We start from the raw sequence: 25,672 nt of genomic DNA on the forward strand, positions 1-25,672 counted from the left end.
CTCAGCCCGTGAGCTCGTCGACGTAGCACCAGCGCCAAGCCTCGCCCGGCTCGATCGAACGCATCACCGGGTGCCCCGTCTCGTGGAAGTGCGCCGTGGCGTGCTTCATCTCCGAGGAGTCGCAACACCCGACGTGGCCGCACGTCAGGCAGAGGCGCAGGTGCACCCACGTCGTGCCGTCGCGCAGGCACTCCTCGCAGCCGTCGGGGGTGCGGGGCTCGACGCACGAGTCGGCGACCTCGCGCAAATGGTCGCAGGCCGATTCGATGGTCTCCATGGGTAGCACCTCGCTGTCCGCCAGGCGCTCTGCCTGGTCGTCGATCCGGTCGAGCATCGTCTCCTCGAGGTCGAGCGCGCTGAGCACGACACGCAGCACCTCGTGGTCGGCGCGCCCCTCGTCGCGCAGCCGGAGCACCTCTGTGCGCTCGGCCTGCAACATGGCGAGCCGCCCGCGCCGGTAGCGGTCGCTCGGGGTCTCGTCGACGCCCGCGCCCCGGGCCCCGAGCCGCTCCCACATCGCGTTGACGCGGTCCTCCGACCGCGACGTCAGCAGGGCGCGGGTCTCCCGGTCGATGGCGGGCGTCGCGGCCAGCTCGGCGAGCCCGGCCCGGCTCGCCGAGGCGAGCACGGTGGCCGCCTGGAGGGCGTCCTCGCGGGGGTCGGGCCCGCGCACGCCGAGGCGTCGGGCGAGTCCCGGGAGAGTCGTCCCCTGGATGAGCAGGGTGCCCACGGTGACGACGACGGCGATGAGCACGAGCACGTCGCGGTACGGGGTGTTCGTCGGCAGCAGCAGGGCGGCTGCGAGCGTCACGACGCCGCGCATGCCGGCCCACGAGAGCACCGCCGAGTGTGTCCACGGCGCGGGCGCCTCGCGGTGGAGCATCCGCGTGGTGAGGAACCGGAAGGGAAACACCCAGACCGGTCGCAGGAGGAGCACGACGACGAGCGTTCCGACCGCGGCCAGTGCGATCCGTCCGGCCGTGAGCTCGGAGGCGCGCACCCGGTCGAGGACGTAGAAGACCTGTAGGCCGATGAGGAGGAAGACGGCGTTCTCGAGGAGGAACTGGATGGAGCTCCAGTTGATCCGCTCGCTGAGGCGTGAGGCGGCCGACTGCGTGCGCGGCGACTTGTGACCGAGGACGAGGCCCGCGGTCACCACGGCGATGACGCCCGAGGCGTGCAGCTCCTCGGCGGGCACGTAGGCGGCGAAGGGCACCATGAACGACAGCACCGTGTCGAAGGCCGGCTCGCCCGAGAAGTGCTTGCGAAGCACGGTGACGATGAGGGCGATGGCGAGGCCGACCCCGATGCCTCCGATGGAGGCCCAGAGGAAGTCGCCGACGACCGTGCCGACGGAGACCTCCGTGCCGAAGGCGCTCGCCGCCAGGCCGGCCGCGGCCAGGGCGGTGCGCAGGGTGACGAGGGCGGTGGCGTCGTTGACGAGCGACTCCCCCTCGAGGATCGCGACGAGCCGGCGCGGCAACCCGATCTGGCGACCGATCGAGGTCGCCGCCACGGCGTCCGGCGGGGCGACGACGGCGCCGAGGGCGAAGGCAACCCAGAAGTCGATGCCGAGGGCCCACTGGAGGAACACGGCGACACCGAGCGCGGTGAAGAGGACCAGCCCGACGGACAGGCCGAGGATGACGCCCCGGTTGTTGCGGAAGTCGACGAGCGACGTGCGGATCGCGGCGGCATACAGCAACGGGGGCAGGATGCCGAGCAGCACGATCTCCGGGCTCAGCGCAACCTCGGGCACGAAGGGCAGGTAGGACCCGACGATGCCGACGACGATGAGCACGAGCGGTGCCGACACACCCAGCCGTTCGGCCACCCACGACCCGGCGAGTACGGTGGCCGCGATGGCGAGCAGGCCGATGGCGATCTCCACCGGGCCATCCTGCCCCAGTCGGTCATCCGGTGGGCGCCCCGCCCACCCGTCGAGTGGCCGCGCAACCCCACCCTCACCCCGTCGAGTGGCCGCGCAACCCCACCAGCCACACGATACGAGTGACGACGCGGCCACTCGACGACGAGGGGTGGGGTCAGGAGTGACGACGCGGCCACTCGACGACGGGTCAGGAGTGACGATGCGGCCACTCGACGATGAGGGGTGGGTCAGGAGCGGAAGAAGGACCGCACGCCGGCGATGACGCGCTCCTGGTCGCTCTCGGTCAGCTCGGTCGCGCACGGCAGCGAGACGCCCCGTTCGAAGAGCCCGTCGGCGACCCCTCCCCCGACGACCGGCGCCGCCGCGAAGGGGGGCTGGGCGTGCAGCGGCCGCCAGAGCGCGCGTGCACCGATCCCCAGGCCACCGAGGTGGTCGAGCAGCTCGTCGCGGCCGCGGCCGTCCGCCTCCGGCACGAGCACCGAGTAGAGCCAGTAGGTCGCGTCGAGCCCGGGCACCCGGGGCGGCAGGACGACGGGCAGGTCGCCGAGCGCCTCGTCGTAGCGCGCCGCGATGCGGTGCTTGGCCGCGACGAAGTCGCCGAGCCGCTCCAGCTGGGCCAGCCCGAGACCGGCGGCGATGTTGGTGAGGCGGTAGTTGTAGCCCACCTCGTCGTGCAGGTAGCCGACGTCGGGCACCTTCGCCTGGGTCGTGAGGTGGCGCGCCCGCGCGGCCAGGTCGTCGTCGTCGGTGACGATCATGCCGCCTCCGCCGGTCGTCGCGATCTTGTTGCCGTTGAAGGAGAAGCACCCGACGGCACCGACGGTGCCCGTGTGCCGGCCGGCATACCGTCCGCTCGACCACGTGGCACCGAGCGACTCGGCGGCGTCCTCCAGCAGGGGTATGCCGTGCCGCTCGCACGCGTCGACGAGCGGCTCCATGTCGGCGGGCTGGCCGAGCACGTGCACGACCTCGACGACCTTCGGGAGGCGCTCCCCTGCCGCGGCGCGGCGGTCGAGCTCGCCCGCGAGCAGGCCGGGATCGATGTTCCACGTGCGGGTCTCGCTGTCGACGAGCACCGGCCGCGCGGCGAGGTAGGCGATCGGGTTGACGGAGCCCACGAACGTGAAGTCGGAGCAGACGACGTCGTCGCCCGCCTCGACGCCGAGCAGGATGAGGCCGATGTGGATGGCCGCCGTGCCCGTCGAGCAGGCGATGGCGTGCTTCGAGCCGACGTGGTCGGCGAAGCGGCGTTCGAACTCCGAGACGAACGGTCCGACGGACGAGACGAAGCCGGACTCGACCGCCTCGAGGACGTAGCGCCGCTCGAGCTCGCCGATGTTCGGCACGGCGAGCGGCACGGTGCCCTGAGCTCCCCGGGCTCCCGGTGCGTGTGCCTCGGTCACCGGTGGTACCGAGCTGCCGTGTCGGGGTCGACGCGGGGGCGCAGCCACTCGGCGGTGGCCGCGAGCCCCTCCTCGAGCGACACCGTGGGCGCCCAGCCGAGCACCTCGTTCGCGAGCGAGGGGTTCGAGAGGAGGATCTGCACCTCGGAGCCCTCGGGCCGGATGCGCGCCTCCTCGGTGACGATGCGGGCCTCGCTCGCCGTCACCTTGGCGCAGAGGTCGACGACGTCGCCGACCGAGACGGTGCGGCCGGTGCCGAGCTGGATCGTCGTGCCGGGCGCGACATCGGACAGCGCGGCGCGCACGAAGCCGTCGGCGGTGTCGGTGACGAAGGTGAAGTCGCGCTTGGGCGTCACGTCGCCGAGCCTGATCTCGGCCGCTCCGGTGAGCATCTGCGACAGCACCGTCGGGATCACCGCCCGCGTCGACTGGCGAGGACCGAACGTGTTGAACGGCCGCAGCGTCATGACGGGCGTCTCGAAGGAGAGCGCGTAGGACTCGCACATCTTGTCGGCCGAGATCTTCGTCGCCGAGTAGGGCGACTGCCCGCGCAGCGGGTGCGCCTCGGTGATCGGGACCGACTCCGGGGTGCCGTAGACCTCGGAGGTCGACGTGTTGACCATCCGCGGCGTGCCGTGCCGGCGCACCGCCTCGAGGACGTTGAGCGTGCCGATGACGTTGGTCTCGACGTAGGACCGGGGAGCCACGTAGGAGAAGGGGATCGCGATGAGTGCCGCGAGGTGGAGCACGACGTCGACGCCCTCGGTCGTCGCCATGACGTGCTCCGGGTCGCGGATGTCGCCGAGCACGACCTCCGCCTGCCCGTCGCGCACGGCCGCCCGGAAGGCGTCCGACTCGTCGAGCCAGCCGGTCGACCCGTTGGAGTTGTAGAGGCAGAAGGCCCGCACGTGCGCCCCGTCGGCGAGCAGTCGCTCGACGACGTGGGAGCCGATGAAGCCGTCGGAGCCCGTGACGAGCACCGTCGTGCCCGCCACCGAGCCGTCGATGGGCCGGGCCGTCAGTTCGTCTGTCACAGCTGCCTTTTCGTCGATCATGAGTGATTCCGTATGCCGTCCGGCGCGGCGCGCGAGCCAGGTGGGCTCATGTGTGGCCCTTGGCCCGCGCGAGGTCCGTGGGGGTGCCGACGTCGATCCACTCGGCCGTGATCGGCCAGGCGGTGACCACCTCGTCGCGCTCGAGGCAGGTCTCGACGAGCTCGGGCATCGTGCTCGCCCGACCGGAAGGGAGCCAGGCGAGCGCACGCGGCTCGACGGCATACACGGCGGCGTTGATGTCGAAGCTCAGCGTGGGCTTCTCCGAGACGTCGGTGACGCGGCCCCCCGTGCTCTCGACGACGCCGAAGGGCACCTCGTGCTGGTAGGTGCGCGTCGCCATCGTCACCGTCGCGCGGGTGCGGCGGTGGGCGTCGAGCAGGTCGTTCGCGTCGAACTCGACCATGAGGTCGCCGTTCATGACGAGCACCGGGTGCTCGAGGTCGGGCCGCTCGGCGCGCAGCAGGGTGAGCGAGCCCGCGGTGCCGAGCGGCACGTCGGGGTCCTCGCGGAGGTAACGCACCGTGCAGCCCAGTCGCGACCCGTCGCCGAGGTGCTCCTCGATCTGGTCGGCGAGGTAGTTGACGCTCACCCAGATCTCGCGCACGCCGTCGCCGACGAGCCCGAGGACGATCCACTCGATGATGGTGCGGCCGGCCACGGTCATGAGCGGCTTCGGGGTGTGCTTGGTCAGCTCGCCGAGGCGGGTGCCGCGGCCCCCGGCCATGATGACCGCGACGTTGGGCAGCGGCGCGGAGCCGACGACGTCGGACAGGGTGTGCAGGCCGACGAGGGTGCGCTCGTCGTCGAGCTCGGGCACGACCGAGATGCGCAGGGCCTGCATGAGGTCGAGCACGAGCGCACGGGGCGAGCCGGCCGCGACGAAGTGCGGCGACCTCGTCGCGTGGTCGATGGCGGCGTCGTCGAGCGAGCTGCCCTTGAGGAAGGCGCGGCGCAGGTCGCCGTCGGTGAGCAGCCCGGCGAGGTGGCCGGCGTCGTCGACGAGGAGACAGACGGCCGTCGCGCTGCGGTCGACGACCTCGAGGGCGTCGCGGATCGACGCGGTCGTCGGTGCGCACGCTGCGCGCAGGTCGCGCTCGGTCACGGCTCCTCCTCCCGGTCTCGCTCGCCGCCGCCACGCCCGGAGTCGCGCGGCAGGTCGACGAAGTGCTTGGCCCGGGTGCCACCGGACGCTGCCCGAACGATATCGAGGATGCGCTGGCTCGCCCCACCCGTGCCGTACGGGTTGCTCGCCGCCGCCGTCCGGTCGCGCCAGCCCGCCGACAGGGCCGTGCGCAGCGCCGCCTCCACCGCCGGGCGCCCCTCGTCGGCGTGCACGACGTTGTCGCCGCGGAGCCGTCCGCGCTGGCGCTCGCCGACGTCGACCGCGGGCACGTGCACGGTGGCGGCCTCGATGACGCCCGAGCTCGAGTTGCCGACGACGACGTCGGCCGCCGCGAGGACCGCGGGGTAGTCGCGTCCGAGGGCGGGGACGAGGTGCAGTCGCGGCTCAGTGGCCGCGAGGCTCGTGAGGGCGGCGAGCACCTCGTCGCGCCCCTCGTCCATGCCGGGATGGGTCGCGAGCACCGTGCCGCACACGGCGAGCGCCGCCTCGGCCGCCTCGCGCGCCCACTGGCCGACGGGGGCACCCTGCTGGGCCGTCGGCGGGTGGTAGGTGAAGAGGGCGAGCGGCCGCCGGACCGATGCCACCTGGAGGAGGCGGGCCAGCGCCTCGTCGTCGGCCGGAGCGGCCGCGGCCAGTCGGTCGAGCCCCGGGGCACCGGTCACGTGGATGCGCTCGGGTGCCTCCCCGAGCTGTCGCAGCCGGGCGGCGGCGTCCTCCGAGGCGACGCAGTGCTGGTCGGCGAGCTTGGTGACGGCGTGCCGCACGCGCTCGTCGAGCGCGCCCTCCGTCACCTCCCCGCCGTGCAGGTGCACGATCGGCACGCCGAGCAGCACGGCGGGGGGCACGACGTAGAGCAGCTCCCACCGGTCGCCGAGCACGACGAGCACGTCGACGGACTCGTCGCGAAGGGCTCGCCCCGCGCCTCGGGCGATGACGGCGCCCTGTTCGAGCTGGGCACCGACGGTGACCTCGGTCATCGGGTCGGCGAGCGCCACGATGCGCTCGTGCCACGACGGCACCGACCCGCTCGGGGGCAGGGCCTGCGCGAGGTCGTCGGCGGCATACATGACGCCCGTGAGGATGCGCAGCCTCACGTCGGCGTCCCCGGCCAGCGCCTCGATGACGGGCAGCAGCGGCCCGAGGTCGGCGCGCGTGCCGACGAAGACGGCGACGGTGAGCGGGGTGGTCACACGCGCCTCAGCGGGCCAGGTCGTCGTCGGTGAGCGGCGCGCCTGCGGACACGTCACGGGCGAGCACCCGGCCGCGGATGTCGACCGCCGGGCTGATGCCGCCCTCCGGACGCAGCAGCTGGAGGTCGGCGCCGGTCAGCGCGGCCCCGGCTGCGAGGTCGTGCGCGGCGTGCCACGAGCGGCGCACGAGGACGGCGTTCTCCTCCTCCGAGGGCATCCGCACCTTGACCCCGTCGCCGAGCGCGGCCGCGAGCAGCTTCGTCTGCGTGACGTAGTCGGCGAGCGCCTCCGGCTCGAGGCTGGCGAGGTGGTCAGGCCCCGGCAGGGTGCGGTCGCTCGTGAAGTGCTTCTCGAGGACCGGCGCGCCGAGGGCCACCGCACCGAGCGCGGTCGTCAGCCCGGGCGTGTGGTCCGACCACCCCACCGGTATGCCGTGCCGCTCGGTCAGGCGCGGGATGACCCGTAGGTTGCACTCCTCCACGGGCGCCGGGTAGGCCGAGACGCAGTGGAAGAGCACGAGCCCGGGGGCACCGTCGCAGGCCTCGACCGCCGCGGCCACCTCGTCCTCGGTGCCCATGCCGGTGGACACGAGCAGCGTCACTCCGAGCCGGGCGAGCTCGCGCAGGTAGGGCAGGTTGGTCAGCTCGCCGGAGCTGACCTTGAGCGCCGGCAGCCCGAGCCCGACGAGCATCTCGGCACTGTCGAGGTCGAACGGAGTCGACAGGAACGTCGAGCCCGCCTCGGTGGCGTGGTCGCGCAGCTCGGCCCAGGCCTCGGCCGGCAGGGTGAGGGCCTCGAGGAGGCTGCGCTGGTCTGCCGAGCCGCCCCGGTCGCGCTGGTAGGGCGTCGTCGCCGCGGCGGACGAGACGAGCTTGTCGGGCGAGAAGGTCTGGAACTTCACGGCGTCGGCGCCGGCTGCGGCCGCGATGTCGACGAGGCGGTGGGCGAGGTCGAGGTCGCCGTTGTGGTTCACGCCGGCCTCGGCGATGACGTAGACGTCACCGGGGGTCGGGACCATCCGGCCGGCGATCTCGACAGGGGTCACGTGGGTCGAGTCCGTCGCGGCGTGGCCGCGCTCAGCGGTGACGGCGGGCTCGGGGTTCACGGCGGGCTCGGGGCTCGCTGGGGTCGTCATGAGGATCCTCCACGTCTGGTCGCCGGGACGCCGACGACCGTCTGTCCGTCGCCCACCGGGGTGGTGACGACGGCTCCCGAGCCGATGGTCACGCGGGCGCCGACCGTGACGCCGGGCAGGACGCGCGCCCCGCTGCCGACGAGGGTGGCGTCACCGACCGAGGCCGCCCCGAGGAGCACGGCACCGGGCGCGACGTGCACCCCGACGCCGACGACACAGTCGTGCTCGACGACCGCTGCGGTGTTGACGATGACGGCGTCACCGAGGTCGGCGGACGGGCCGACGTGCGCGTGCTCGAGCACGACGGTGCCCGCGCCGAGTCGGCTGCGCGGAGACACGGTGGCGGTGCTCGCGACGACCGGCGGCGAGCTGAGCCCACGGGCCAGCAGGTCGGCCACGAGACGAGCCCTGGCAGCGTTGGCGCCCACGGCCACGGTCAGGTGCAGCCCTTCGCGCTCCGCGAGTGCAAGAGCCTCGGTGTCGTCAGCGAGAACGTCGACGTGCCAAGGCTGCCCGCCGGTCTGGCCCGCGACGGCGACGACGCTGTGACCGGCCCGCTCGAGCACGTCGACGACCGAGCGGGCGTGACCACCGGCTCCGAGCACCACCCAGCCGCGGCTGGTGGCTGCCACGTCAGGCCGTCCCTGCGGGGCCGGCGTGGCCGGCGTGGCCGGCGTGATTGCCGGCGTGGTGGCCGAGGGAGGCGGCCGCCTCGCCGAGGGCCACGCCCACCTTGCGGATGTTGTCGGGCGCCAGGACCGCGGCCACGCGCGGTGGGTCCAGCACGAGGCCCTCCCACGAGTTGCGCACGTAGTCGTGCACGAACCACTCGTCGATGCTCGCGCGGTCGGCGTGCAGCGACTCCCAGCCGCGCTGCGCCACGAACGCCGTGAGGTCGTCGGGCGCGCCGAGCGTCAGGACGTTGGCGAGGCCGCTCCACGGCATGTCCGCACCCGTGACGACGGGCAGACCAAGCAGGCCGGCCTCGAGGCCGACAGTGCCGGTCGCCGTGACGGTGAAGACGGCGTCGCGCATCAGCTCGCGCGAGTCGGCGAAGGGGTCGATCGTCGCGATGTTGGGGTGGGCGTCGAACTGCGGCCAGTAGTCGGGGTCGCGCCGCCACATGAAGTGAGCGTGCTCCTTGACCGCGACGCCGATGTCGAGCGGCGCCAGGGCGTCAGCGAGGACCCTTGCGGTGTAGGCCTGGTCGCGCCACTCCTGGCCCATGACATCGACGCTCGACTCGGGCTGCACCTGCAGCGGCAGGAAGACGAAGCGCTCGGGCAGGGGGTCCCACCGGCGGCTCTGGTACTCCCGGAGGTTGAGCCGGGCCTTGACCGGGTTGAGCCACGGCAGGCGCGCGTAGTCAGAGGGCCTTGGCAGCTGGAGGTTGGCGCCGCGGTCGACGGCGAACTCCTTGACGCGGTCGGTGGCGAGGCGCCAGACCTCCTGCCCGGTCTCGACCTGGAGGTTGCGGGCGAAGCCCATCGGCCGGCCCTGCTCGGCCCGCCACGAGCAGATGAACTCCTCGCCCGCCGCGAGCGCCGACGCGTCCTCGACCTGCCGCTGCCACAGGGTGATGCCCTTGGGCGCGCCGATGAGGCCGAAGCGGTCGGAGGGCAGCCGGATGCCGCGCGGCCACGTGGCGAGGCCGCCGTGGTGGGTGACCAGACCCGCGGTGAGCAGCTCGGAGGTGACGGTGAACTCCGTGAGGGCGAGCACCGGGCCACGCCCGGCGATGACCGACTCGAGCTCCTCCGCGGCGAGGTTGAGGAAGTTCATCGCCGTGTCCACCCGGTTGCGGCGCAGGGCCCGCTCCGACACGAGCAGGTCGAGCACGTCGAGACCGACCCCGGCGCACGCGCGCTTGAGAGCGGCGTGGGGCGCGAGGCCACTGACGACGTTGGCCCTGCGCGCTGCGGCATACGGCAGCCGGACGGTGGTGGCCCGCGGGGCGTGCTGGCGCACCCAAGCGAGGTTGGCGTCGGTCCGCGCGACGAGGATGAGGTCCTTCGTCTCGAAGCCTGCGTGCACGAGTGCCGGCACGAGCAGGTCGTCGTAGCCCAACCCCATGTGGACCAGTGGTGTCACCACGAAAGCGTCTCTCCTGCGGATCGGTCGGTGCTGGTGGGCGAGCGCCTCATCCTAGCCGCGCAGCGTGCGCAGGATCCGTGGCGCGAGCAGCAGCGCCACCACGGCGACGACCGCAGCCGCGACGAGCCGCAGCCAGAGCGCGCCACCGGCCGACGGAGCCGCTGCACCGGCGAGGGCCACGAGCACGGCTCCGGCGGCGATGACCCACAGCCGCGGTGGCCACCGCAGCGGGCTGTGGGCGCGGGCGAACCACGTCGTGAGCGCCATGAGCACGGCATACCCGACGGCCTTGGCGACCGCGACGCCGACAATGCCGTGGGCGGGAGCGAGCCACAGGGCGAACCCGACGAGGACGGCGAGCGCGGCCCCCGCGGCCCACGCGAGCCGGCCGGTGCGCTCGGCGTCGAGCACTGCGAGCGACGAGCCCTGGTAGACCATGTAGGAGACCGACACCGTGCAGATGACCCCGAGCGCCGCGACCATCGCGACGCGGTCGAAGCCGGGGCCCGCCATGAGCGTGACGAGCCACGGGCCGAGCAGCGAGACCCCCGCGGCCCCGAGGCCGACGACGGCGGTCAGCGCGGTGCCGGTGCGGGCGGTCCAGCGCCACCGGCGGTCGAGCGGGTGCGACAGGACGAGCGGGCCCCAGGCGTTGAAGAGGGCGACGGCGAGGACGAACGGCATGTTCCCGAGCTGGAGCGCCACCTGGTAGGCACCGGTCGCCGCGTCCCCGACGAGCCACCGGGTCAGCAGCACGTCACCGGACAGCAGGCCCAGCATCGCCGCGGCCTGCGGCAGGAGCGGCGCCGCGAGACGCACCCCCGCGCGCACCCGCTCGCGCTCCGCGGTCGGCCACAGCGGGCGGCCGAGGAGCACCGCGACGGCCGCCGCCACGACGACCACGCCGGCGTATGCCGTGAGGTACGTCCCAGCCGTCGGCTCGGCCCGCGCGGCCAGCAGTCCCGCGAACTGCGCGGCAACCGTCGAGAGGACGGCGAGCGCGAGGAATCCCCACGGCTGCAGGCGAGCCCGCATCAGTGACTGCCCCGATACGACCGTCGTCAGACCGGCGCTCGCGAGGACGAGAGGCACCCACTGCGAGAGGTCGGCGTGGCCCGCCGCCGACAGGACGAGTGCCAGGGCGATGCCGAGCGCACCGAGGGCGAGGGCCACCAGGATCATCGTGCCGGCGAGGGCGCGGGCGGCGCGTGGGCCCTCGGTGCCGCGGTGGTGCTCGCGCAGGATCACCTGGGGCAGGCCGGCGGCGGCGAGGGTGCCGACCATCTGAACGACGACGAGGCCGGTGGCGACGCGGCCGAACTCGGCCGGCCCGAGGGCTCGCGTCGCGAAAGGCAGCACGAGCAGCACGCCGAGACCCTGCAGGGCCGTGCCGACGAGATAGACGACCGAGTGCGCGCCGAGCGAGGCGCCGGCTCGGTCGGCGGGGGGCGCGGTGCCTTCGGGCGGGCTCGTCACAGACCCGAAGGTACCGGTGGCGGCGGCGCGACCCGTCCAGCCGCACACCGCGAGGACCGCGGCACACCTCCGGGACCGCGGCACACGGCACACGTGTGCGGCTGACCTCGACATGGACCGCTGGCCACGCCCACACTCCCCGGCGAGCCGCACACCCCAGCGCGCGCCGCACGCTCCGCGGGCCGCGGCACACCTCGGGCACCGGGGCACACGGCACACGGTGTGCGGCTGACCTCGACATGGACCGCTCGCCGCGCCCACACTCCCCGGCGAGCCGCATACCCCAGCGCGGGTCGCACACCTCGGGGGCCGCGGCACACCTCGGGGACCGGGGCACACGGCATACGGTGTGCGCCTGACCTCGACATGGACCGCTGGCCACGCCCACACTCCCCGGCGAGCCGCACACCCCAGCGCGGGTCGCACACCCCGCGGGTAGCGGCACACGGCATACGGTGTGCGGCTGACCTCGACATGGACCGCTGGCCACGCCCACACTTCCCGGCGAGCCGCACACCCCAGCGCGGGTCGCACGCTCCGCGGGCAGCGGCACACCTCGGGGACCGGGGCACACGGCATACGGTGTGCGGCTGACCGCGAGGTGTGCGAAGCGCGCCGACGTGCGCGGCCAGCTGGTGCGTCCTCTAGCCTGCAGGTGTGCCCAGCCCGTCCGCCCCGACGCTGCGCGTGGTCGTGCGCGGCTCCGGATCGATCGGGCAGCGCCACGCCCGGGTCTTCCGCCAGGTCGGCGCCGACGTCTCGCTCTGGCCCGTCCGCGACCGAGGGCTCAATGCCGATGCCACGGACGACGCGACGGGCGCGCGTCTGCTCGACAACACGACGGGCCCGGCCGCCCTGCGCGACGCGTTCGTCGTCGTCGCCACCGACACCTCGCGCCACGTGGCCGACGCCCTCGAGGCTCTCGACGCCGGGGCCGAGATGGTGCTCGTCGAGAAGCCGGTGGCCCCGACGGCAGCGGCCGCCCGCGACCTCGAGACGCATCCGCGCCGGTCGGCCGTGTGGGTCGCGGCACCGCTGCGCGCCCATGAGGGGTTCCGCCACCTGCGCCGACTCGTCGGTCGCCTCGACCGCGGCGGCGCGGCCCACGTCTGGTCACAGTCGTGGCTCCCCGACTGGCGACCCGACCGTGACTACCGCGAGTCCTACTCCGCGCGCGCCGACGAGGGCGGGGTGCTTCGCGACCTCGTCCACGAGATCGACTACGCGACAGTGCTTTTCGGCTCACCTGCCCTGCTCGGGGCGAGCCTGGCCACAGGCGGCCCACTCGAGATCGAGTCCGAGCAGGCGGCCACCCTCCTGTGGGCCGGCGGGCTCTTCGACGTCACTGCTCGGCTGGACTACACCACCCGCCCGACCACGCGCGGCGTCGTCATCACGTCGCCCGACGGCACCCTCGAGTGGGACGTCGCGCGTGCCACGGTGCGCCACACCACCGCCGCCGGCGACATCACCGAGCAGGTCTTCGAGCACGACCTCGACCGCGACATCGTCATGGGCACCCAGGCCCGGGCCGCGCTCGAGCTGCGACCGACGTCCCCGCTCGACGAGCGGGTCGCCCGAGGGGCCCCGGCCACGCTCTCCGACGGCATCGATGCCGTGCGCCTCTGCGACGAGGCCCGGGGCGTCGGCACGCGCGACACTGCCACCATCTCGACCCCGGAGGACGCACCGTGACCACCACAGAGCAGCCCCGCGTCCTGGCCGTCATCCCCGCGCGCGGCGGCTCGAAAGGCCTCCCGGGCAAGAACACCCGCCGGCTCTTCGGGCTGCCCCTCATCGTCCACAGCATCCGTGCGGCGGAGCTCACGCCCTCGATCACCCGCTGTGTCGTCTCGACCGACTCCGACGAGATAGCAGCCGTAGCAAGGGCTTTCGGCGGCGAGGCCCCCTTCCTGCGCCCTGCCGAGCTCGCCGGCGACGACGCGCCGATGGCCCCGGTCGTGCGGCACGCCCTCGAGTGGTGCGAGGCCGACGAGGGCGAGCGCTACGACGCGGTGCTGCTGCTCGACCCGACGAGCCCCGCGCGTGTGCCCGAGCAGCTCGCCGACGCCGCCCGCCGCCTCGCTGCCCACCCCGAGCTCGACGGCGTCATCAGCGTGTCCGAGCCCACCTTCAACCCGGTGTGGGTGGGCGTGCGCCCCGCCGGCTCACCCGACGGCGCGCTCGAGCGGTTTTTCGACTCCGGAGCCGGGGTCACCCGACGTCAGGATGCCGACCGCTTCCTGCGCATCAACGGCAACTTCTACCTCTGGCGCGCCGACTTCGTGCGCCGCCTCGAGACGTCGTGGTTCGACGAAGGCCGACACGCCGGGGCCGAGATTCCTGAGTCGCAGGCCTTCTCGATCGACGACGAGTACGAGTTCCGCCTCATCGAGGCGCTCATCGTCGCCGGGATCATCCGGCTGCCGTGGATCGAGAGGGAGACCCAGTGACGACCGACCTGACCGACCTGACCGACCTCGGCGGCCGGACAGCCGTCGTCACCGGCGGTGCCGGACCACTGGGAGCCGTGCTCGCCGATGCGCTCGCCTCGGCGGGTGCCCGGGTCGTCGTCGTCGACCTCCACCCCGACTCGTGCGCCGCGACGGCGAACGGGCTGCCGGGCGAGGGACACGTCGCCGTCACGGCCGATCTGCTTGACCCACAAGGTCTTTCGGCGGTCGTCGATGCGGTCGGACGGTTGGACGCGTGCGACATCCTCGTCAACAACGCCGCCTTCACCGGCACCTCCGGTGTGCCGGGGTATGCCGTCCCCTTCGAGGAGCAGACCGACGAGTCCTTCGCGATGGCGCTGGCTCTCAACCTCACCGCGCCCTTCTCGTTGACGCGCCGGCTCGCGCCCCTGCTGCGCGCGGGCGGGCACGGCAGCGTGGTGAACGTCTCGAGCATCTACGGTCTCGTCGGGCCCAACATGGGGCTCTACGAGGGGACGCGCATGGGCAACCCTGCGGCATACGCGGCGAGCAAGGGTGGGCTCGCCCAGCTGACGCGCTACCTCTCGACCGTGCTGGCGCCCGAGGTGCGGGTCAACGCCTTCGCCCCCGGCGGCATCGCCCGCGGTCAGGACGACGCCTTCGTCGAGCGCTACGAGCGGCTCACCCCGCTGGGCCGGATGGGCACGGAGGACGACTTCCGCGGCGTCGTCACGTGGCTCGCGTCGGATGCCTCGGCCTACGTCACCGGCCAGGTCGTCGCCGTCGACGGCGGCTGGACCGCCTGGTAGCCCGTCCCCACCAATCGAAAGAGCAGTTCGTCGGGAGGTCGCCCAGCGACCGGGCCGACGAACTGCTCTTTCGATTGGGTCAGGCCTTGAGCTCGGGGGCGACCGTCTGCTCGAAGAGCTCGATGCCCGAGCGGTCGTATGCCGCCTCCGCGAAGTAGGTGATCGCGTACGTCATGCCACGCGCCTCCATGTCCTTCAGCGTCGAGACGATCTTGTCGGTCGTGCCGACGGCGGGCTGCTTGCGCAGGTCCTCGACGGCGGCGGCGGCCTTCTCGTCGGCGACGCCGCCCTTGCGCAGCAGCTCGCCGTAGAACTGGAGGCGGTCCTCGACGTCGGCGTCGGTCTCGCCGATGACGACGTTGTAGTTGGCCGAGCGCACGATCTCGCCGAAGTCGCGGCCGAGGTCGACGCAGTGGCCCTTGAGGATCTCGCTCTTGTGGTCGAAGCCCTCGGCGCTGCCGTCGAAGTTCGTGTAGTCGGCGTACTGCGCCGCGATCTTAAGCGTCACCTTCTCGCCGCCACCGGCGATCCACATCGGGATGCCGTTGAGGGCGCTGCCCGGGTGGCTCGTGCCCTGCAGCGGGCGGGGCGCGCAGATGGCGCCGTCGACCTGGTAGTACGTCCCGTCGAGCGTCGCCGAGCCCGACATCCACATGTCGCGGAAGATCTGGACGCCCTCGCGCAGCGCGCCGAGGCGGTCACCGGCCTTGGGGAAGCCGTAGCCGTAGGCGCGCCACTCGTGCTCGTACCAGCCGGCGCCGATGCCCATCTCGGTGCGGCCGCCCGAGATGACGTCCACGGTCGCGGCGACCTTCGCGAGGTAGGCGGGGTTGCGGTAGGCCATGCAGGTGCACATCTGGCCGAGACGCACCCGGCTCGTAACGGCGCCGAAGCCGGCCATGAGCGACCACGCCTCGTGCGTTGCCTCGCCGGACGGCTGGGGCACGGTGTGGAAGTGGTCGTAGACCCAGATCGACTCGAAGGTGTCGCCGTCGTCGGCATGTCGGGCGAGACCGGCCATCACCTCCCACTGCCGAGCCGGCTCGATGCCGACGAGATCCATGCGCCAACCCTGGGGAACGAACAGTCCGAATCGCATCCCCCCATCCTGTCACTCCCCTCCGCTGCTCGCCCGGGTGCCCGGTCGTGCCACGATGAGCGACATGAGCTCCCACTACAACGCGCCCGAGGTGGTCCGCGACCTGCTCCACACCCCCGCGACCTGGGCGGTCGTTGGCCTCGGAGACAACCCGGACCGGACGGCATACCACGTGTCGCTCTGGCTGCAGCGCGAGCTCGGCATGCACCTCGTGCCCGTGCACCCGAGCGCCGCGACGGTGCACGGCGCCACGGGCTACGCCACGCTCGCCGACATCCCTGACCACACGGTCGTCAAGGTCGTCGACTGCTTCGTCAACAGCGCCCACGTCGGCGCCGTCGTCGACGAGGCGATCGCCGAGCGCGAGCGGCTCGGCATCGAGGCGCTCTGGCTCCAGCTCGGCGTCGTCGACGAGGACGCCGCGCGCCGGGCCGAGGCGGCGGGCCTCGCCGTCGTCATGGACACGTGCCCCAAGATCGAGTGGCCCCGCATCCAGCCGGGCGACGGGGCCGACGCCGTCACCGGCTGACCAGTCGCGCGGGGGCTCAGTCCTGCAGGCCTCGCGCCACCTGCTCGCGCAGCGCGGCGCCCTTGGCGTGCGCCTGGTCGCGCAGGTCGGACTGGAAGGTGAACATCTGTTCGCGCACGTCGGCGGCGAGGTCGTCGCTGCCGGAGCCGATGATGCGGGCGGCAAGCAGTCCGGCGTTGCGCGCCCCACCGATCGAGACCGTGGCCACCGGCACGCCCGCGGGCATCTGGACGATCGAGAGCAGCGAGTCCATGCCGTCGAGGTAGCGCAGCGGCACCGGCACCCCGATGACCGGAAGCGGCGTCACGGAGGCGAGCATGCCCGGCAGGTGCGCGGCTCCCCCGGCCCCGGCGATGACGACGCGCAGGCCGCGGCCGGCGGCGCCCTGGCCGTAGGCGATCATCTCGTCGGGCATGCGGTGGGCCGAGACGACGTCTGCCTCGTAGGCGATGCCGAACTCCTGCAGGGCCGCCGCCGCCTCGCGCATGACGGGCCAGTCGCTGTCGCTGCCCATGACGATGCCGACGACAGGGCTGCCGGCCGGGGTGAGGTCGCTCGCGCTCATTCGGTGATCACTCCTCGGAGGTAGTCGGCGGCGTGCCCGGCGCGCTCGCGGGCGTCGGCGAGGTCGGGTCCGCTGACGTTGACGTGGCCGATCTTGCGGCCGGGGCGCACCCCCTTGCCGTAGACGTGCACCTTGGCGCCGGGGTCGCGAGCCATGATGTGCCGGTATGCCGGGTAGAGGTGCTCGTAGTCGCCGCCGAGCACGTTTGCCATGACGGTCCACGGCGCGGTCGGGCGGGGGTCGCCGAGCGGGAGGTCGAGCACGGCGCGCAGGTGCTGCTCGAACTGCCCCGTGACGGCCCCGTCCATCGACCAGTGACCGCTGTTGTGCGGGCGCATCGCGAGCTCGTTGACGACGTATGCCGCCCTGCCGTCCCCACCGGCCCGCACCTCGAACATCTCGACGGCGAGGACTCCGGTGACGCCGAGCTCGCCCGCGATGCGCAGTGCGGCTTCGGTGACGACCGACGCGAGGTCCGGGTCGAGACCCGGTGCCGGTGCGAGCACCTCGGTGCAGATGCCGTCGGTCTGCACCGTCTCGACGACGGGCCAGGCCGCGGCCTGGCCCGAGGGGCTGCGGGCGATGAGCACGGCGAGCTCGCGCACGAAGTCGACCTTCTCCTCGAGGAGCAGGCCCCCCTCGACCGGCCCTGGCTCGCCCACGCGGCCCAGCCAGTCGGCGAGCTCGTCGGCGGACGAGACGACGCTCACGCCCTTGCCGTCGTAGCCGCCCCGGGGGGTCTTGGCGACGATCGGCCAGCCGACGTCGTCACCGAAGGCGGTCACCTCGTCGGCGGTCGTCGCCCGGGTCCAGCGCGGGCAGGCGATGCCGAGACCGTCGAGGCGCTCGCGCATGGCGAGCTTGTCCTGCGCGAACTGCAGCGCGGCGCGCGTGGGGTGGACGGCGACGCCGTCCTCCTCGAGGGCCTGGAGGATGTCCTGCGGCACGTGCTCGTGGTCGAAGGTGACGACGTCGCACGACGCGGCGAAGGCGCGTACCGCCTCGAGGTCGGTGTGGTGGCCGACGGGAGCGCTCGGCACGACGAGTGCCGCCGCGGCGGTCTCGCTCTCGGCGAGGATGGACAGCTGGATGCCGAGCTCGACGGCCGGGCCCTGCATCATCCGGGCGAGCTGCCCGCCCCCGACCACTCCGACGACGGGGAAGCCGCCCGGGGCTCGCTGGGGCCGGCTCGCTTGGCTCCGTGGGCTCGGCTGGCCCGGTTGGCTCGGTTCGCTCGTCGGCACGCTCACGACGCCCCAGCCTAGTCGCCGCTGGGCGGCGGTCAGCCCGCCGGGTCGCTGCGGCCCGCGCCCGTCGCGGCGGAGGCCCGGAGCTGGGCGGTCGCCCGCTCGTCGGACGGCTCGCCGAGCGCCTCCTCGAGGTGGCTCGGGTCGGCGAGGTCGGGGTGGTGGGTGCGCACGGCGGTGAAGGTCCACAGCTTGTTGAGCACGAACGACACGGGCGTGACGACCGCGATGACGATGAGCTGCGCCCAGTAGAGGCGGGTCCGCAGGCCGGTCGAGTTGTCGAAGATCGCCTCGGGCAGGTGCAGCGGCGACCCCTCGTGCATGAGCAGGGTGAGCAGCACGAGCCCGACGAGCTGGCCGAGCAGCCCGACGGTGAAGAACGGGAGGTACTCGCGCCACCACGCCGCCCGGTGGTTCGAGCGGAAGGTCCACGACCGGTTGAGCTGGAAGTTCCAGAGGTTGGCCACGAGGAAGGCGATCGTCGAGTAGACGTGGTACCACCGCACGTTGAAGTCGGTGAACGGGATGCCGACGATCGCCTCGCGGGCGTCCGGGCCGAGCTTCTTGACGACGATGAGCGTCAGCATGTTGACGAGCACGCCGGAGGCGCCCACCAGCGCGAACCGGCCCAGCAGGACCCAGTTGTGGCGGTGGCGCACGAAAAGGAAGTGGTGCAGGCGCCTCACGCGGGCACCCTACCCCGCGCGCCTTGGAGTCCGTCCCAGATCGCGGGGAAGCGGGCTCGCAGCGACCTCGGGGCGGGTCAGTCCGTCTCGGCCTCGGAGAGGAAGAGCGCGAACCTGGCCGGCTGGGCCTGCACGAGGTCGAGGCGGCCCCCGTTGGACTCGGCGAGGTCGCGGGCGAGGGCGAGGCCGAGGCCGGTACTGCCGCCCGCGCCACTGCTCACCGACCGCTCGAAGATGTGCGGGGCCATGGCCGAGGGCACGCCGTCTCCCTGGTCGCTCACCTCGACGATGACGGAGGGTCCCGAGCGGCGCGCGTGGACGTCGACGGTGCCCCGACCGTGCACGAGGGAGTTCTCGAGCAGGGTCGAGAGCACCTGCGAGAGCGCGACCGGTGTGGAGCGCACGAAGAGGCCCCGCTCGCCCCTGACCCGCACCGACCGGCGGGCCTGCTCGAAGGCCGGCTGCCACTCGCGCTGGAGGGCCGCGATGACGGAGTCGAGCGACACGGCCGGGGCCGGCCCACCGGACCCACGCGTGCGTCCGAGGAGGTCGTCGACGACGCGGGTGAGGCGCTCGACCTGGGCGATCGCGATGTTCGCCTCCTCCTTGACGACGTCGGCGTCGTCGGTGACCGAGATCTCCTCGAGGCGCATGAGCAGGGCGGTGAGCGGGGTGCGCAGCTGGTGTGAGGCGTCCGAGGCGAAGTCGCGCTCGGCCGCGAGCGACTTCGTCATGTCGTGGGCGCGGCGGGTCATGACCTCCGAGACCGTGTCGATCTCGGCGATGTCCGATCGCACGGGGGCGAGGCGCGCCTCCCCTGCCGAGAGGCGCTTGGCGACGGCGACGAGGTCCTGCGACGCCCGCTCGACGTGCGAGCGCGTGCCCGTCGTCGCGAGGTGGCCGGCGAGCACGCCGAGGGCCCCGACCCCCATCATGACGGCCGCGAAGCGGGCCACGCCCGTCGTCGGGTCGGCCGTCAGCCAGGTCGCGACGACGGCGGCACGAGTCGTGACGACCCACCACACGACCCCCGTCGCGAGCACCGCCGCGACGACCGCGCAGACGAGCGCACTCGTGAGCGAGGTGCGCGCGAGCTGCCGGCGCACGGTCAGTCTGCCTGCGGCCGCTCGAAGCGGAAGCCGACGCCACGGACGGTGGCGATGTACTGCGGCGACGTCGCATCGTCACCGAGCTTCCGGCGCAGCACCGAGATGTGCATGTCGAGCGTCTTCGTCGAGCCGAACCAGGCGGTGTCCCAGATCTCGCGCATGAGCTGCTCCCGCGAGACGACCTTGCCCTGCTCACGCACGAGCACGCGCAGCAGGTCGAACTCCTTGGCCGTCAGCTGCAGCTCGAGCCCCTTGAACCAGGCCCGGCGGCCGTCGGAGTCGATGCGCACGAGCTCACCGGCCACCGGGGCGTCGGACGGGGTGCGGCGCAGCAGGGCCCGCACCCGGGCGAGCAGCTCGGCGAGGCGGAAGGGCTTGGTGACGTAGTCGTCGGCGCCCGCGTCGAGCCCGACCACGGTGTCGACCTCGTCGGCGCGTGCCGTGAGGATGAGCACGGGGATCGTGCGGCCTTCGGCCCGGATGCGCCGGCACACCTCGAGCCCGTCGATCTTCGGCAGGCCGAGGTCGAGCAGGACGAGGTCGGGGTTCTCCTTCGCGCCGTCGAGGGCTGCCGCCCCGTCCTCGCGCACGTCGACCTCGTAGCCCTCACGCCGCAGGGCCCGGGCCAGTGGCTCCGAGATGGCGGGGTCGTCCTCCGCCAGGAGCACTCGAGTCATGTCACCGTCCTCAGTCCTTCGCACCATCCGTCGCCCCGACGCGTCGAAGCCTATCCACAAGGCCGGGGCGCGCACGTCGCGGCCGACACCGTCTCAGCGGGTCGGTCGGCCTGCCCGACAGCCGCGGGCAGCCGCCAGGCAGCGGCCAAGCAGCGACCGGGCAGCCGCGTGCAGCCGCCGGGCACCCCCCGAGCAGCCTCCGACCAGCGCTCAGCGTCCGGGCCACACCGGCTTGCGCTTCTCGGCGAAGGCCGCGACGCCCTCGCGACGGTCGCCAGAGAAGGCCGTCGCCCGCCAGCACGCGTCCTCGACCTCCAGCCCGGTCGCGAGGTCGACGTCGGCCCCGAGGCGCATGGCCCGCTTGGCGTTGCGCAGCCCGACGGGCGAGTTCGCCGCGATCGTCGCAGCGAGCTCGAGCGCCCGGGCTCGCGCCGTGCCCGCCGGCACGACCTCGTCGACGGCGCCGAGCTCGAGCGCTGCTGCCGCTCCGAGCCGCTCGGCCGTGAAGATCGCGCGCGCGGCGCGCGACCACCCGACCCGGCGGACGAGCAGCTGCGTGCCGCCGCCGCCGGGGATGACCCCGACGCCCACCTCCGGCAGCCCGACGAGGGCGTCCTGCCCGGCGATGACGAGGTCGCACGACAGCGCGAGCTCGAAGCCCCCGCCGAGCGCGAAGCCGTCGACGGCCGCGATCGCCGGCACCGGCAGCGCCAGCACCCCGCCGTATGCCGCCCGGGCCAGCGGGCGCTGCTCCATGAGGTCCGCGTCGGTGAAGGAGCTGCGCTCCTTGAGGTCGGCCCCGACGCAGAACGCGCGGTCGTGGCTCGACGTCAGCACGACGCAGCGCACCGACTCGTCGGCGGCGACCTGGGTGGTGGCAGCGGCGATGGCCTGAGCCATCGAAGTGGAGACGGCGTTCATCGCCTCGGGTCGGTCGAGCACGATCTCGGCCACGTGCTCGAGACCGGGCAGCTCGAATCGGTCGACACGCACGAGCGCGGGACGGGACGGCATACGGGCTCCTTGGTCTGCGCCGGTGACGGCGGGTGGGGGGATCAGGTGGTGCCGCGGCCGGCGCTCGAGGCGCGCCGCAGCACCGAGGGGGTGACGGCGCCGACGCCGCGCAGCACCCGGCGGCGCTGCCCGGTGAGGGCGAAGCCCGACATGCTCGCGAGCTCACGGGCCATGGGCGCGTCGACGAGCACGGAGCCCGCACCGGCGACGGCGGTGAGGCGCGACGCCCGGTTGACGGTGGTTCCGAAGACGTCGCCGAGGCGCGAGATGATCGGCCCGCGGGCCATGCCGCACCGCACGTCGGGTAGCACGTCGTCCTCGGTCATCGTGTCGACGAGGTCGAGCGCGATGGCGGCGGCCGGCGCCGCGCCGACGGTCGTGAAGAGCACCTCGTCGCCCACCGTCTTGATGAGGCGCCCGCCGTGGGCGGTGATGACGTCGGCCGACAGGGCCTCGAAGCGCGAGACGAGTCGGGCGAGGTCGCGCTCCGACAGGCGGCGCACGAGCGCCGTGAAGTTGACGAGGTCGGCGAAGCCGACGGAGCGCATCTTCGTCAGGCCGAAGGACTCCGGGTCGGCATCGGCCATCATGCGCGAGACCGTCGCCGACAGGTGCCGCCTCCACGCGTAGACGAGCAGCGGCTCGAGGCGGTCGGTCAGCTCGGCGAGGCGGCGCGCCGTCTCGGCCGCCGTCTCGACGCCTGGCACCGACCGTGACTCCGGCGACTCCGTCGACTCCGGCGACTCGGACGGCTCCTGACCCGCGGTGCCCCCGGGGCCCGTCGCACCGTCCGCCGCGCCGCCCAGTTCGGCCGGCGCGCCGTGCTCGGCCTCGATGCGCAGGGTCGCCTCCGCCTCGACCGCCTCGGCGATGAGCTGCGACTGCCACCCGGCGAGACGGTCGGCCGACCGCGCGAAGGCGCGGGTCATCGCGAGCGCCGTGGGCTCGTCGAGCAGCCCTTCGCGCACGATGCCGGCGACCGTCGCGAGCGCCTGCTGGTCAGCCTCGGTGAAGAGCTCGTCGTCGGTGTCGACGACGGGGAAGCCGAGGGCGTGCCAGAACTTGCGCGCCGACAGGAGCGACACCTCGGCGCCGCGGCTCACGTCACGCCGCCGGAGCACGCGGGGCTGGCCGAGCAGCTGCTCGGTGAAGTCCTGCCCAGCCCGGTCGGCTGGATCGGAGCCCGGCGCGGTCATGGCATCGATCATGCCAGCCGCCCCGCCGTGCGCATCACGGGAACGTCAGGGCCGGCGCACGTGCACGACGTCGCCCGCGGCGAAGGTCCGCCGCCCGCCCGCCGTGACGACGACGAGGCCCCCGTCGCGGTCGATGTCGACGGCGTCGCCGACGGCCTCCTGACCGCCCGGCAGGTGCACCCGCACCCGCGCCCCCACCGTGGAGCAGGCGGCCACGTAGGCCGCACGGGTCGGCTCGTCGACGGCCCCGACGACGGGTGACGCCGGGGACGCCGTCTCGTCGAGGCCGCGCAACAGGGCGGCGAGCTCGCGCAGGTAGGCGACGACGACGTCCTCCCGGCGCACCACCGCGCCGGCGAGGGCGAGCGAGGTGGCCGTGTCGACGGGCAGCTCGTCGCGCGCCTGGTCGACGTTGACCCCGGTGCCCACGACGACGACGTATGCCGTCTCGCGGGCTCCCCCTGCCCGCGCCGGGATCGCGACGAGCTCGCAGAGGATGCCGCTCACCTTGCGGTCGTCGTCATCACCGAGGAGGACGTCGTTGGGCCACTTGAGGCGCGGGTCGAGCTCGTGTCCCGCCGCGCGGCTGACCACCCGCAGTGCCCGTGACAGCGCGAGACCCGCGAGCAGCGGCAACCATCCCGCCACGGCGGGGTCCGTGACCGGCACGGCGCACGACACGGCGACGGAGGCCCGGTCCGGCACCTCCCACACCCGTCCGAGACGCCCGCGCCCGCCGGTCTGGTGGTCGGTCAGCACCACCCACCAGAGGCCACCATCGCGCGCGGCGGGCGAGACGGCATACGGCCCGGTGGGGGTGGCGACACCCGTGACGAGCTCGCGCAGCCGGGTGTTGGTCGAGGCCAGCGCAGCATGGAACTCGACGCCGCGCCACGGCTGCCCCGACGTGACCAACCCCGCACCGACGATCTCCGCGTCAAGCGAATCGCGCACGCCGCCAAGACTAGAGTGCGGCCATGGCACCCGATCAGGCACTCGCAGCCGCCCAGACGGCCGATCGCACCGACCTCGACCTGACGACCACCGCGGGCAAGCTCGCCGACCTCAAGCGGCGCGTGGCCGAGGTGGCCAACGCCGGCTCTGAGCGGGCCGTCGAGAAGCAGCACGCGCGCGGCAAGAAGACGGCGCGCGAGCGCATCGAGATGCTGCTCGACGAGGGCAGCTTCATCGAGATGGACAAGTACGCCCGGCACCGCAGCAACCAGTTCGGCCAGGAGGCCAAGCGGCCCTACGGCGACGGCGTCGTCACCGGCTACGGCACGGTCGACGGGCGACAGGTCGCGATCTTCGCGCAGGACTTCACCGTCTTCGGCGGCTCCCTCGGCGAGGTCTTCGGAGAGAAGATCGTCAAGGTCATGGACTTCGCGATGAAGATCGGCTGCCCCGTGATCGGGCTCAACGACTCGGGCGGGGCCCGCATCCAGGAGGGCGTCGTCTCGCTCGGCCTCTACGGCGAGATCTTCCGGCGCAACGTGCACGCCTCGGGTGTCATCCCGCAGATCTCGCTCATCATGGGCCCGTGTGCCGGGGGTGCCGTCTACTCGCCCGCCATCACCGACTTCACCGTCATGGTCGACCAGACCTCGCACATGTTCATCACCGGACCCGACGTCATCAAGACGGTCACGGGCGAGGACGTCGGCTTCGAGGAGCTCGGCGGCGCGCAGGCGCACAACACCCGTTCGGGCGTCGCGCACTACATGGGCAGCGACGAGCAGGACGCCGTCGACTACGTCAAGGCGCTGCTGTCCTACCTGCCGAGCAACAACCTCGAGACGCCGCCCGCCTACGGCGAGGGCGAGGCCGACCTGTCGGTCACCGACGACGACCTCTGGCTCGACACGTCGATCCCCGACTCGCCCAACGTGCCCTACGACATGAAGCACATCATCGAGCACGTCGTCGACGACGGCGAGTTCCTCGAGGTGCAGCCGCTCTTCGCGCCCAACATCATCACCGGCTTCGCCCGTGTCGACGGCATGTCGGTCGGGGTCGTCGCCAACCAGCCCATGCAGTTCGCCGGGTGCCTCGACATCGACGCCTCCGAGAAGGCTGCCCGCTTCGTGCGCACGTGCGACTGCTTCAACGTGCCGGTCCTCACCTTCGTCGACGTGCCGGGCTTCCTCCCCGGCACCTCGCAGGAGTGGGACGGCATCATCCGTCGCGGCGCCAAGCTCATCTACGCGTATGCCGAGGCGACCGTCCCCAAGATCACCGTCATCACGCGCAAGGCCTACGGCGGCGCCTACGACGTCATGGGCTCCAAGCACCTCGGCGCCGACATCAACCTCGCGTGGCCGACCGGCCAGATCGCCGTCATGGGCGCGCAGGGTGCCGTCAACATCCTCTTCCGCAAGGAGCTCGCCGCGACGGCTGCCGAGGGCGGCGACGTCGAGGCCCACCGCAGCCAGCTCATCCACCACTACGAGGAGACGCTGGCCAACCCCTACATCGCGGCCGAGCGGGGCTACATCGACACCGTCATCTCGCCGTCCAACACGCGGATGAACGTCACGCGGGCCCTGCGGGCGCTGCGCAACAAGCGCGAGTCGCTGCCGCCCAAGAAGCACGGGAACATCCCGCTGTGACGCGGCGATCCGCGACGAAGGAGCCTGGATCGGCCGGAACGGAGGATCCGGTGAGCGAAGCGAACTCCGCGCGGTCAGTGTGGGTGTCGGGCAACCCGAGCGCCGAGGAGCTGGCGGCGCTCGTCGTCGTGCTCTCGGCCCTCGGCGGGGGCGAGGAGTCCGGTGCAGGCAAGGGCCGGTCCGCCTGGGCCGACCCGGCCTGGCACCTCGTCGGCCCCTCGACGCGGATCGGCGGGTGGCGCGCGAGCGCCCTGCCCCGCTGACGCCGAAACGGGCGTATGCCGCCCTCCCCCACCCATGCGCAGCGGGGTCTCCGTTTGACGCCCGCCC

At 73.1% G+C, this 25,672-nt stretch carries 24 protein-coding genes; 6 read left to right on the forward strand and 18 right to left on the reverse strand.

Annotated features, from left to right (window positions below; translation table 11 throughout):
* Nucleotide 1 precedes the first annotated feature (1 nt).
* From FHX52_RS08965 to FHX52_RS09005, 9 genes are all read right to left on the reverse strand, one after another.
* Nucleotides 2-1,891 (reverse strand): Na+/H+ antiporter, encoded by a 1,890-nt coding sequence (locus FHX52_RS08965; RefSeq protein WP_141821573.1) that lies wholly within the window; start codon nucleotides 1,889-1,891, stop codon nucleotides 2-4.
* A gap of 227 nt (nucleotides 1,892-2,118) precedes the next feature.
* Nucleotides 2,119-3,294 carry a DegT/DnrJ/EryC1/StrS family aminotransferase gene (locus FHX52_RS08970; protein WP_141821574.1) on the reverse strand — a complete coding sequence of 392 codons (1,176 nt, stop codon included), beginning with the start codon at nucleotides 3,292-3,294 and terminating at the stop codon, nucleotides 2,119-2,121.
* Nucleotides 3,291-4,328: an SDR family NAD(P)-dependent oxidoreductase gene (locus FHX52_RS08975; protein WP_246069713.1), complete on the reverse strand. Its 1,038-nt coding sequence runs from the start codon at nucleotides 4,326-4,328 to the stop codon at nucleotides 3,291-3,293. The genes FHX52_RS08970 and FHX52_RS08975 overlap by 4 nt, the downstream gene beginning before the upstream one ends.
* Nucleotides 4,329-4,395: 67 nt before the next feature.
* The gene (locus FHX52_RS08980) at nucleotides 4,396-5,451 is read right to left on the reverse strand and encodes a nucleotidyltransferase family protein (protein ID WP_141821576.1); all 1,056 of its coding nucleotides are present in this window, start codon (nucleotides 5,449-5,451) and stop codon (nucleotides 4,396-4,398) included.
* Nucleotides 5,448-6,662, reverse strand: a complete 1,215-nt coding sequence (neuC, locus tag FHX52_RS08985; RefSeq protein ID WP_141821577.1) for a UDP-N-acetylglucosamine 2-epimerase — start codon at nucleotides 6,660-6,662, stop codon at nucleotides 5,448-5,450. The genes FHX52_RS08980 and neuC overlap by 4 nt, the downstream gene beginning before the upstream one ends.
* A gap of 7 nt (nucleotides 6,663-6,669) precedes the next feature.
* Entirely contained in the window at nucleotides 6,670-7,797 is a 1,128-nt protein-coding gene (locus tag FHX52_RS08990; protein WP_246069715.1) for an N-acetylneuraminate synthase family protein, read from the reverse strand.
* Nucleotides 7,794-8,429, reverse strand: a complete 636-nt coding sequence (locus tag FHX52_RS08995; RefSeq protein ID WP_246069723.1) for a NeuD/PglB/VioB family sugar acetyltransferase — start codon at nucleotides 8,427-8,429, stop codon at nucleotides 7,794-7,796. Before FHX52_RS08995 ends, FHX52_RS08990 begins: the two co-directional genes overlap by 4 nt.
* Before the next feature lies 1 nt (nucleotide 8,430).
* Entirely contained in the window at nucleotides 8,431-9,891 is a 1,461-nt protein-coding gene (locus tag FHX52_RS09000) for a hypothetical protein (protein WP_246069725.1), read from the reverse strand.
* Between the two features lie 51 nt (nucleotides 9,892-9,942).
* Complete coding sequence (locus tag FHX52_RS09005; RefSeq protein WP_141821578.1) at nucleotides 9,943-11,367, reverse strand: lipopolysaccharide biosynthesis protein; 1,425 nt, start codon at nucleotides 11,365-11,367, stop codon at nucleotides 9,943-9,945.
* A 657-nt stretch (nucleotides 11,368-12,024) separates the two neighbouring features.
* On the opposite strand from FHX52_RS09005, the gene FHX52_RS09010 reads away from it, so the two are divergent.
* Genes FHX52_RS09010 through FHX52_RS09020 form a run of 3 tightly spaced genes read left to right on the forward strand, consistent with a single transcriptional unit; the run spans nucleotide 12,025 to nucleotide 14,611 of the window.
* The gene (locus tag FHX52_RS09010) at nucleotides 12,025-13,062 is read left to right on the forward strand and encodes a Gfo/Idh/MocA family protein (RefSeq protein WP_246069727.1); all 1,038 of its coding nucleotides are present in this window, start codon (nucleotides 12,025-12,027) and stop codon (nucleotides 13,060-13,062) included.
* Nucleotides 13,059-13,820 carry an acylneuraminate cytidylyltransferase family protein gene (locus FHX52_RS09015; protein WP_141821579.1) on the forward strand — a complete coding sequence of 254 codons (762 nt, stop codon included), beginning with the start codon at nucleotides 13,059-13,061 and terminating at the stop codon, nucleotides 13,818-13,820. The genes FHX52_RS09010 and FHX52_RS09015 overlap by 4 nt, the downstream gene beginning before the upstream one ends.
* Complete coding sequence (locus tag FHX52_RS09020; protein WP_141821580.1) at nucleotides 13,817-14,611, forward strand: SDR family oxidoreductase; 795 nt, start codon at nucleotides 13,817-13,819, stop codon at nucleotides 14,609-14,611. The genes FHX52_RS09015 and FHX52_RS09020 overlap by 4 nt, the downstream gene beginning before the upstream one ends.
* 79 nt (nucleotides 14,612-14,690) lie before the next feature.
* Here the strand turns inward: FHX52_RS09020 and FHX52_RS09025 are convergent, their stop codons facing one another.
* Complete coding sequence (locus tag FHX52_RS09025) at nucleotides 14,691-15,710, reverse strand: LLM class F420-dependent oxidoreductase (protein WP_141821581.1); 1,020 nt, start codon at nucleotides 15,708-15,710, stop codon at nucleotides 14,691-14,693.
* A gap of 64 nt (nucleotides 15,711-15,774) precedes the next feature.
* Here FHX52_RS09025 and FHX52_RS09030 point away from each other — a divergent pair, with 64 nt between their 5' ends.
* Entirely contained in the window at nucleotides 15,775-16,239 is a 465-nt protein-coding gene (locus FHX52_RS09030; protein ID WP_141821582.1) for a CoA-binding protein, read from the forward strand.
* 16 nt (nucleotides 16,240-16,255) lie between these two features.
* Here the strand turns inward: FHX52_RS09030 and purE are convergent, their stop codons facing one another.
* The 8 genes from purE to FHX52_RS09070 form a co-directional block, all read right to left on the reverse strand.
* On the reverse strand, nucleotides 16,256-16,804 hold the full coding sequence (gene purE / locus FHX52_RS09035) for a 5-(carboxyamino)imidazole ribonucleotide mutase (protein ID WP_141821583.1): 549 nt from the start codon (nucleotides 16,802-16,804) through the stop codon (nucleotides 16,256-16,258).
* Nucleotides 16,801-18,048, reverse strand: a complete 1,248-nt coding sequence (locus tag FHX52_RS09040) for a 5-(carboxyamino)imidazole ribonucleotide synthase (protein WP_185747235.1) — start codon at nucleotides 18,046-18,048, stop codon at nucleotides 16,801-16,803. Before FHX52_RS09040 ends, purE begins: the two co-directional genes overlap by 4 nt.
* A 38-nt stretch (nucleotides 18,049-18,086) precedes the next feature.
* Nucleotides 18,087-18,737 (reverse strand): GtrA family protein, encoded by a 651-nt coding sequence (locus FHX52_RS09045; protein ID WP_141821585.1) that lies wholly within the window; start codon nucleotides 18,735-18,737, stop codon nucleotides 18,087-18,089.
* 77 nt (nucleotides 18,738-18,814) lie between these two features.
* Nucleotides 18,815-19,843, reverse strand: coding sequence for a sensor histidine kinase (locus tag FHX52_RS09050; RefSeq protein WP_141821586.1), 1,029 nt, complete (start codon nucleotides 19,841-19,843; stop codon nucleotides 18,815-18,817).
* 2 nt (nucleotides 19,844-19,845) lie between these two features.
* Nucleotides 19,846-20,523 carry a response regulator transcription factor gene (locus FHX52_RS09055; protein WP_141821587.1) on the reverse strand — a complete coding sequence of 226 codons (678 nt, stop codon included), beginning with the start codon at nucleotides 20,521-20,523 and terminating at the stop codon, nucleotides 19,846-19,848.
* Nucleotides 20,524-20,733: 210 nt separating this feature from the next.
* Nucleotides 20,734-21,537 carry an enoyl-CoA hydratase-related protein gene (locus tag FHX52_RS09060; protein ID WP_141821588.1) on the reverse strand — a complete coding sequence of 268 codons (804 nt, stop codon included), beginning with the start codon at nucleotides 21,535-21,537 and terminating at the stop codon, nucleotides 20,734-20,736.
* A gap of 41 nt (nucleotides 21,538-21,578) precedes the next feature.
* Nucleotides 21,579-22,733 carry an adenylate/guanylate cyclase domain-containing protein gene (locus FHX52_RS09065; protein WP_246069729.1) on the reverse strand — a complete coding sequence of 385 codons (1,155 nt, stop codon included), beginning with the start codon at nucleotides 22,731-22,733 and terminating at the stop codon, nucleotides 21,579-21,581.
* A 45-nt stretch (nucleotides 22,734-22,778) separates the two neighbouring features.
* Nucleotides 22,779-23,687: a biotin--[acetyl-CoA-carboxylase] ligase gene (locus tag FHX52_RS09070; RefSeq protein ID WP_141821590.1), complete on the reverse strand. Its 909-nt coding sequence runs from the start codon at nucleotides 23,685-23,687 to the stop codon at nucleotides 22,779-22,781.
* A gap of 23 nt (nucleotides 23,688-23,710) precedes the next feature.
* Between FHX52_RS09070 and FHX52_RS09075 the strand changes: the two genes are divergently transcribed.
* Together FHX52_RS09075 and FHX52_RS09080 are read left to right on the forward strand one after the other, a co-directional pair.
* On the forward strand, nucleotides 23,711-25,342 hold the full coding sequence (locus tag FHX52_RS09075) for an acyl-CoA carboxylase subunit beta (protein WP_141821591.1): 1,632 nt from the start codon (nucleotides 23,711-23,713) through the stop codon (nucleotides 25,340-25,342).
* A gap of 50 nt (nucleotides 25,343-25,392) precedes the next feature.
* Nucleotides 25,393-25,605: an acyl-CoA carboxylase subunit epsilon gene (locus FHX52_RS09080; RefSeq protein WP_185747148.1), complete on the forward strand. Its 213-nt coding sequence runs from the start codon at nucleotides 25,393-25,395 to the stop codon at nucleotides 25,603-25,605.
* The last annotated feature ends 67 nt before the right edge of the window (nucleotides 25,606-25,672 follow it).

Source organism: Humibacillus xanthopallidus (assembly GCF_006717145.1).
GTDB classification, from domain to species: domain Bacteria; phylum Actinomycetota; class Actinomycetes; order Actinomycetales; family Dermatophilaceae; genus Humibacillus; species Humibacillus xanthopallidus.

What these genes read in the sequence shown, in the direction of transcription:
- FHX52_RS09030 (WP_141821582.1), top strand. Translation starts at nt 15,775, where the DNA reads ATGAGCTCCCACTACAACGCGCCCGAGGTGGTCCGCGACCTGCTCCAC.
- FHX52_RS09025 (WP_141821581.1), bottom strand. Translation starts at nt 15,710, where the DNA reads ATGCGATTCGGACTGTTCGTTCCCCAGGGTTGGCGCATGGATCTCGTC.
- FHX52_RS09075 (WP_141821591.1), top strand. Translation starts at nt 23,711, where the DNA reads ATGGCACCCGATCAGGCACTCGCAGCCGCCCAGACGGCCGATCGCACC.
- FHX52_RS08990 (WP_246069715.1), bottom strand. Translation starts at nt 7,797, where the DNA reads ATGACGACCCCAGCGAGCCCCGAGCCCGCCGTGAACCCCGAGCCCGCC.
- FHX52_RS09065 (WP_246069729.1), bottom strand. Translation starts at nt 22,733, where the DNA reads ATGACCGCGCCGGGCTCCGATCCAGCCGACCGGGCTGGGCAGGACTTC.
- purE (WP_141821583.1), bottom strand. Translation starts at nt 16,804, where the DNA reads ATGAGCGCGAGCGACCTCACCCCGGCCGGCAGCCCTGTCGTCGGCATC.
- FHX52_RS09060 (WP_141821588.1), bottom strand. Translation starts at nt 21,537, where the DNA reads ATGCCGTCCCGTCCCGCGCTCGTGCGTGTCGACCGATTCGAGCTGCCC.
- FHX52_RS09055 (WP_141821587.1), bottom strand. Translation starts at nt 20,523, where the DNA reads ATGACTCGAGTGCTCCTGGCGGAGGACGACCCCGCCATCTCGGAGCCA.